General features: G+C 61.0%; 6 protein-coding genes and 1 pseudogene. 2 read left to right on the top strand and 5 right to left on the bottom strand.

Going from position 1 to position 6,872, the window contains the following annotated elements; translation table 11 throughout:
- On the top strand, positions 1-181 hold a 181-nt coding region (locus tag ACZIRK_RS44245; protein ID WP_474419730.1), incomplete at its 5' end, for a hypothetical protein.
- A 453-nt stretch (positions 182-634) separates the two neighbouring features.
- On the top strand, positions 635-1,963 hold the full coding sequence (ltrA, locus tag ACZIRK_RS44240) for a group II intron reverse transcriptase/maturase (protein ID WP_245475230.1): 1,329 nt from the start codon (positions 635-637) through the stop codon (positions 1,961-1,963).
- Here the strand turns inward: ltrA (ACZIRK_RS44240) and tnpC are convergent.
- The 5 genes and pseudogenes from tnpC to ACZIRK_RS44215 form a co-directional block, all read right to left on the bottom strand.
- On the bottom strand, positions 1,872-3,461 hold the full coding sequence (tnpC, locus tag ACZIRK_RS44235) for an IS66 family transposase (RefSeq protein ID WP_474419732.1): 1,590 nt from the start codon (positions 3,459-3,461) through the stop codon (positions 1,872-1,874). The two genes, ltrA (ACZIRK_RS44240) and tnpC, sit on opposite strands and share 92 nt — an antisense overlap.
- A 104-nt stretch (positions 3,462-3,565) precedes the next feature.
- Positions 3,566-3,922 (bottom strand): IS66 family insertion sequence element accessory protein TnpB, encoded by a 357-nt coding sequence (gene tnpB, locus ACZIRK_RS44230; protein ID WP_130582868.1) that lies wholly within the window; start codon positions 3,920-3,922, stop codon positions 3,566-3,568.
- Positions 3,919-4,317: an IS66-like element accessory protein TnpA gene (tnpA, locus tag ACZIRK_RS44225; protein ID WP_283813355.1), complete on the bottom strand. Its 399-nt coding sequence runs from the start codon at positions 4,315-4,317 to the stop codon at positions 3,919-3,921. The genes tnpB and tnpA overlap by 4 nt, the downstream gene beginning before the upstream one ends.
- A 347-nt stretch (positions 4,318-4,664) precedes the next feature.
- Positions 4,665-5,993 (bottom strand): group II intron reverse transcriptase/maturase, encoded by a 1,329-nt coding sequence (gene ltrA, locus ACZIRK_RS44220; protein ID WP_165435643.1) that lies wholly within the window; start codon positions 5,991-5,993, stop codon positions 4,665-4,667.
- Between the two features lie 742 nt (positions 5,994-6,735).
- A pseudogene (locus ACZIRK_RS44215) lies at positions 6,736-6,872 on the bottom strand (IS256 family transposase); the annotation flags it as partial.

Genomic DNA, 6,872 nt, shown 5'->3' with positions numbered 1-6,872 from the left:
CGGCTGCGAGATCGGTGGCCGGGACGGAAGAATGGCCCGCAGCGCGACCGAACAAAAGAATGGACTTACGGCGACCTTTGCAATCTTCGTCTCGGCCATGAAGAAAGCGCTTGTCCATCTCATCCGTATGTGTGCCTTGCAAGGCGCACTGTTCTCCCTGGTGGAAACCCAGGCTGGCTAACTCTCGCTCCAGCCGGAAGTATTCGGGGCGGGTCAGGAGGCGACGAATGACCTGAAGCACTCCGAAAATGAGCCCTTTCGAGGGTCGACGGTCCGCGCGGGCCGCAACGTGAGTGAACATTGAGCAGGCCTCGAAATGTCGTTGTGGGAGCCGACCCGCCATTCTAACGGGGAAGGCCGATGTCGTGGGGGAAGCGAGCGAGAAACGCACCCCAAGGTCCCACCGGGGTAGTGATGGCAGCACGCGCGGGACATGGACAGTGAGCAACAAGGGAAGTCTGCCGCCGTGGGGGGCACAAGCCTACATCCAACGACGAACCCGTGAGGGCCAGCGTCGGCGGTAGCAGATGGCGGATGGGTTCGCAGTACCGGTGATGTCGGGTAACGCCGGCGGAGGAAAGGGACCCTGACTCGATCCATGCGAGAACGACAGTTGAGAACACGGCGATTGGTGATGAACCTAGCAACACCGGAAATATCCGTTCAGAAACTTCAAACCTCGCTGCAGGCGAAAGCTAAGGCTGAACCGGACTATCGATTCTACTCTCTTTGGGACAAAGTCTGCAGATTGGATGTGCTGGAAGAAGCCTACAGGCGCTGCCGTGGAAATCGGGGCGCTCCTGGGGTAGATGACGTCACATTTGCTCAGATCGAAACCGAGGGACGCGAGCGATGGCTGGAAAATGCCAGAGAGGAGCTGATGTCGAGCAACTACCGACCACAGCCCCTGCTGAGAGTATGGATACTGAAGAGCAATGGCGGACGTCGACCGCTTAGCATTCCAACCGTAAAAGACCGGACGGTCATGACGGCGGCGATGCTGGTGATCGGCGCCATCTTCGAAGCGGACCTGCTGGACAACCAGTATGGCTTCCGCCCGAAACTGGACGCCAAGATGGCGGTACGCCGCGTGTTCTGGCACATCAGAGACCATCGACGATCGGAGATCGTCGACGCGGATTTGAGGGATTACTTCACCTCGATTCCGCATGCACCACTGGTGAAATGCCTCACACGCAGGATTGCCGACGGTCGGCTCCTCTCAATGATCAAAGACTGGCTGACAGTCGCGGTTATCGAGAGAGACGGTCGGCGAACCACGAGGACGGCGGAGTCCCGTACGAAGAAAAGAGGAACTCCACAGGGCTCACCCCTGAGCCCGCTGTTGGCGAATCTCTACTTTCGTCGGTTCTTGCTGGCTTGGCGCAAACACGGACACCAAGACCAACTCGATGCGCATATCGTGAATTACGCGGATGACTTCGTGATCTGCTGTCGCCCCGGCTCGTCCGAGACGGCAATGGTGCGGATGCAGACGCTAATGAACAGGCTTGGGTTGGAGGTGAACGAGACCAAGACGCGGCTCGCTCGGGTCCCGGAGGATAGCGTAACATTCCTCGGGTACACGATCGGGCGCTTCCATGGAAAGGGAGGTCAAGCCTTTCTGGGCACAAGGCCTTCCAAGAAAGCCATTCGACGATTGCTCAAACAGATCCATGACCGCACGACACGTCAGTGGTACCCGGACACACCGGAGAACACTGTCGCTGTCATCAATCGCATCCTACGCGGTTGGTGCGGCTACTTCGACCAAGGCCCAGTGGTGGAAACTTACAACCTCATTCGGCAATACGTCGATCGTCGTCTGCGACATTGGTTGGTTCAGCGCACTGGGGCGCGTGGGCGAGGCTTCAAGCGTTACTCGCAGGAGTACCTGCATGAAACGCTTGGCCTCTACCGCCTCCCCAGAGCGCGCGCCGACATGCCGAGAGCGAAGGCTTGACGGATCGAGAGAAAGCCGGGTGCGGGAAATCCGCACGCCCGGTTTGACGAGCGGCGACTGGAAACGGAGCCATGGTCCGAAATGAGGCACCGGCACTCAGCGAAAGCTGCCGGCAAACGGCAACTCCTCGGAACCTGTAGCCACCGCGCCAGTCGTCGACTCTACCCAGCTCGATGCGGCCGTCGTCGAGAAACAAGGTAAGCCCATCCCAATGGTTCAGGAGATAGGCGATCGCCTTGCCCATCTCGCTGCCCGGCGACAGGCGGGCGGCTTGCTCGCGCAGGAACTTCTTCAGTTCGACGACGAGCGGCCGTGATCGTTCGTTGCGCGCCTTTTGTCGGACCGCGGCGTCGGCGCCACGGATCTCCTTCTCGATTGCATAGAGCGCGGCGATGCGCGCGAGGACTGCTTCGGCGATGGGTGAGCCGGCCTTCGGAGTCGCGGCAATGATCTCGCGCCTGGAGTGGGACCAGCATGCGGCCAGCCGCAGCGGCGCGCCGCCTTGACGCTCGGGTCGTGCGAGCCTGTGATAGCCTTGGTATCCATCGACCTGAACGGTGCCGTCGAAGCCGTCGAGGATATGCTCGGCATGTTTGCCACTGCGTCCTGGCGCGTAGTGGTAGACCACGATTGGTGGATCAGCGCCGCCGTGGCCGCGATCGTCGCGCAGGACAGCCCACAGATAGCCGGTCTTGGTTCGGCCCCGGCCCGGATCGAGCACGGGCGCCCTGGTCTCGTCCATGAACAAGCGGCCCGATTGCTTCATCACGACGCTCATGCGCTCGACCAGCGGCGCGAGGTGGAAGGCGACCGTTCCCATCCAATCCGCCAGAACGGCGCGATCGATGAGGATGCCATGCCGGGCCAGAACCTGGGACTGACGATAGAGCGGCATGTGCTCGCTGAACTTGGCGACCGCCACCTGCGCCAGCATCGCCTCGGTGGGGAGGCCACCCTCCACCAGATGGGCGGGCGCCGGCGCCTGGCGCACGCCGGCGCATCCTGTCGCGCAGGCGTAGCGCGGTCGCACCGCCTCGACCACGCGATACTGGGCCGGCGTCACGTCGAGGCGTCTGGAGCGATCCTCGCCGATCCGGACCATCTGGCCGCAGCCGCAGGGACACTCGAGGTTCTCGGGTTCGATCACCTGCTCAATGCGCGGCAGGTGCGCGGGAAAGGCGCGGGCGGCGCGGCTGGCCCGGCGACCCGACGGTGCCGCGCCGGCGCGGCGCGCACGATCGTCCTGGCGCTCCTGGACTTCGGCGATGGCGATCTCGATGTCTTCGAGCACCAGCTGCATCTGATCGGGATTGAACTTCTCCGAGCGTTTGCCGAAGCGTGCGCGCTCGTACTCCTTCACGAGCAGTTCGAGACGGTCGACGATCTGTTTGGACGCAGCTAGTTTGTTCTCGACATGAAGGCGTGCCGTCCGTTCGTCATCAGCGCGACGACGCTCGGCTTCGAGCATCGTTTCCTGCGCGCTGAAGAGCGCTCGCAAATCGGCGGGCAGCGCGGCAAGACGGGCGGGATCAATCGCGGACGGTGGCACATCCGCAAGCTATCATCCCAAGGTGCCGTGCGAAACAAATCGTCAGCCCTGAGTCAGTTCGCCGCAGCTGGCGTCGGGACGATCCGTTCGCCCACGCGCTTCCAGTTCAGCCCGTCAAACAGCGCTTCGAACTGCGTCCGCGTCAAACGCATGACGCCGTCACTGATCCGCGGCCATTCGAAATGGCCGCCATCGCCAAGGCGCTTGTAGACCAGAACGAGGCCCGTGCCGTCCCATAGCAAAATCTTAAGCCGGTCGGCCCGCTTCGAACGAAAAACCACGATCAGGCCCGAATGCGGATCAAGCCCGAGCGTGTTCTGCACGAGGCCGGCCAGCGCGTCGTGCCCGCACCGGAAATCGACAGGACGTACAGCAAGCACAATCCGCAGTCCCTGCGCCGGAATGATCATGCGCCGCGCTCGATCGCAGCTACGATCTCAGCGATCCGCACCGCGGACACGTCCGCGTCCAGGCGAACCGAAACCTTGCCAATCGTAATCTCGACGAGCCCCTCGGTCTTGCCTGACGCCGCTGGATCGCTCAGCTCGATCGACACGAAATCCGCCGCTTCGTCCGTGACCAATGCGAGCCGGCCAGTACGCGCCAATCTGCGCCACGTCGTCAACTGCTGGGCCTTGACACCATAACGCCGTGCGACCTCACATACGCGGGCGCCAGGCTTCATGCTCTCTAAAACAGCACGCCCCTTGATCTCCGCAGACCATAACCGGCCTCGAGAACGCGTACGGCGCGCAAGCTTCCCCGCAAAACCGTCAGCTTCGGCCTCCTCGCTCGATAGTTCCATCGCCGTCAGTCTCCTCCTGGCTGCTGCCCGAACAGCCAAGAATCGCAGAGCACAAACCGAGCGGAAACCCATCAATCAAATGGGAGTAAAGCTTCGCTTACGGAAATCCGTCGCATCGCTATCAAGCTCGCTCAACGGCGCATCGCGATCGACCGAGTTCTCGCGTGGTCGCTCTGGCGCCGAGCTGACCAGGCCGAAGCTCGCCGCGCCCACCTCAGACAAAAAAGGTTCGCGGTAGGGACGCTCATTGCTGAGCGCCCACCGGGTCACCGGAGGCGGTCGCCCGCCTCCGGTTCCCACAGAACGTAGCGTGCGGATTTACCGCACTACGCTCTTCGGCGGTTGGTTCACAGCACTGCTAGCGCCTGCAGCTTCCCGTATGGGAGGCGCAGTTTTGGTGTCAGCAATGGTGTCCGCTCTTTGATTTGGTTGAAGGCATCCCAAGTGAGACGACGACGGCCTGCCCAGCTGCGGCTGCACAACATCTTGCGCCAGTAACGCTCGACGACCCGATAGACTTTTACGAGGCTCCGGAGATTTCCAGCGACGCCGTAATAAGCATAGTGGCCGCGTAGGACGGCGTTGATTTCGCTGACCTGTTCACTGATCGTTTGATGTCGTATTCGCTGCATTAGCTCTTGCAGAGACGTAAGGCTGCGCCGTAGCCGAGATTTCTCGGTGCGCATCCCAACCTTGAAGTTACCTTTTCGGTTTCGCGTGCAATAGAGCGTCAGACCCAGGAAGTAGATAGTTTCCGGGCGGTTCCTGCCGCGTTTGCCAGCGTGTCTTTGCGCGAACCGACCAAACTCGACCAACTTGGTCTTGGTCGGCTCCAGAGTGAGGCCGAACTTCCCCAACCGTAGACGCAAGGCATCCTGTACGCGGATGGCGTCCGATCGATATTGGAAACAGATCACAAAGTCATCGATGTAGCGTACCAGTCGGGCTTCGCCCCGCAACCGGCCCCTCACCACGCGTTCAAACCAGAGGTCGAGAACGTAATGAAGGTACACGTTGCTCAGCAGCACGCTAATCGATCCACCTTGCGAGGTTCCCTGCTCGCTCGGATGAACCGCTCCATCTTCCAAGACGCCCGCTTTCAACCAACGCCGGATCAAGCTGATCAGGCGCGGATCGCCTACTCGATGTTCGACAAACCGGAGGACCCAATCATGATTGAGACTCCCGAAGAAGTTCTTCAAATCCGCCTCCAGCACCCAGCCGATCATGCCGCCGGCGATGACCTCATTGAGGGTCGCCAAGGCGTGATGGGCGCTGAGCTCCGGCCTGCCGCCGAACGAGCAGGGTAAGAAGTCCTGCTCGTAGATGGCGGACAGCACCTCAGCCGTGGTGCGTTGGAGCGCCCGGTCGGCGACAGTTGGAACCCCGAGGGGGCGCTTCTCCGTCTTGCCAGGCTTGGGGATATAGACCCGCCGAATGTTAGGCGCGCGATATCCCTGGCGGTGGATGGATTGGAGCACCGGCTCTATCCAGCCCTCGAAGCTCTCCTTCGCCGCCTCCACCGTCTGACCGTCCACCCCGGCGGCGGATCGCTTCGGAATCTTTGATAGATTCTCCAGCACCCGGTCGCGCGTGATATGATGGGCCAGCGAGGTGAAGCGGAGATTTGGCTCCCTTCGAGCTTTCACTGCTATCTGTTCAAGTTTCGTTTCCATGGTCAGCTGATCTTCTCTTTGAATAGAAGGCCGTAACTCCCGTTGCATGGAGCCCATGTCGCCCAAGAACAATTCAACTACCGCTGACCGCTTCCCCGTGTGGCCGGCTCTCTCGTCCTCGGAGTACTATCAGTCAGTATGACTTCCACCCGGTCATCAGACCCTTCTCACCTCTTCGGCTTGGCAGGTCCTACAAGCGTGCGCTTGAACCGGATGGATCTCCCTTGTTCACGTCAACGCCTTTGGTTGCATGCTGGCGGTACGAACCCCGGGAGCACTTTAGACTGCTCGCGTTCGCGCGGTCTTTGGTTCCGCCTTCCCCGTTACGGGAGAGGGTCAGCTACTCCGATCACGATCGATTTCGGGGCTATTTTCCCGTTCACTTCATTCCGGCCTACAACCTCCCTGTCTACGCTTCGCAGCGGCCGTTACCGGACGCCACGCAAGACTTGGTTCGCGGCTGCTCGCTAGGCTTTGCCGCGGCCGTCATCGCAGACGGCAGACTTCAACGCGCTTGCAAGGCGCAACCCGCACAGATCCGGACGGGCCCAATTAAGGCATCCGGCTCCTACCTTGGGTGTGTGACGGCGAAGCGCTGTTGGGGCCAGGGATGCAGGATACGAGGTTGAGGAAACCAGTCATCTGCCAACTTCGTCATACGATCCCAAGCGAAGCCGTCTCGTTGGCTACGCCGCCGAAGCGTTCGTCGCCGAGCTATGCGGGATTTTGGGTGATGAGGTGATCAGGCGGCATGGTTTGCCGGCATTTGGATGACCTCGATGCCGTCGTTGAATCTGACACCTGCGATGACCTTCGGCAACTGATTTGTGCCTTTGAGCCGCCGCCAGGTCTTTGATGCGGCGATCACCAGTTTGAACA

This window comes from Bradyrhizobium sp. Leo114, assembly GCF_055229415.2.
The sequence above is the reverse complement of the archived record's forward strand: the minus strand, read 5'-3'. Positions and strand labels throughout refer to the sequence as shown.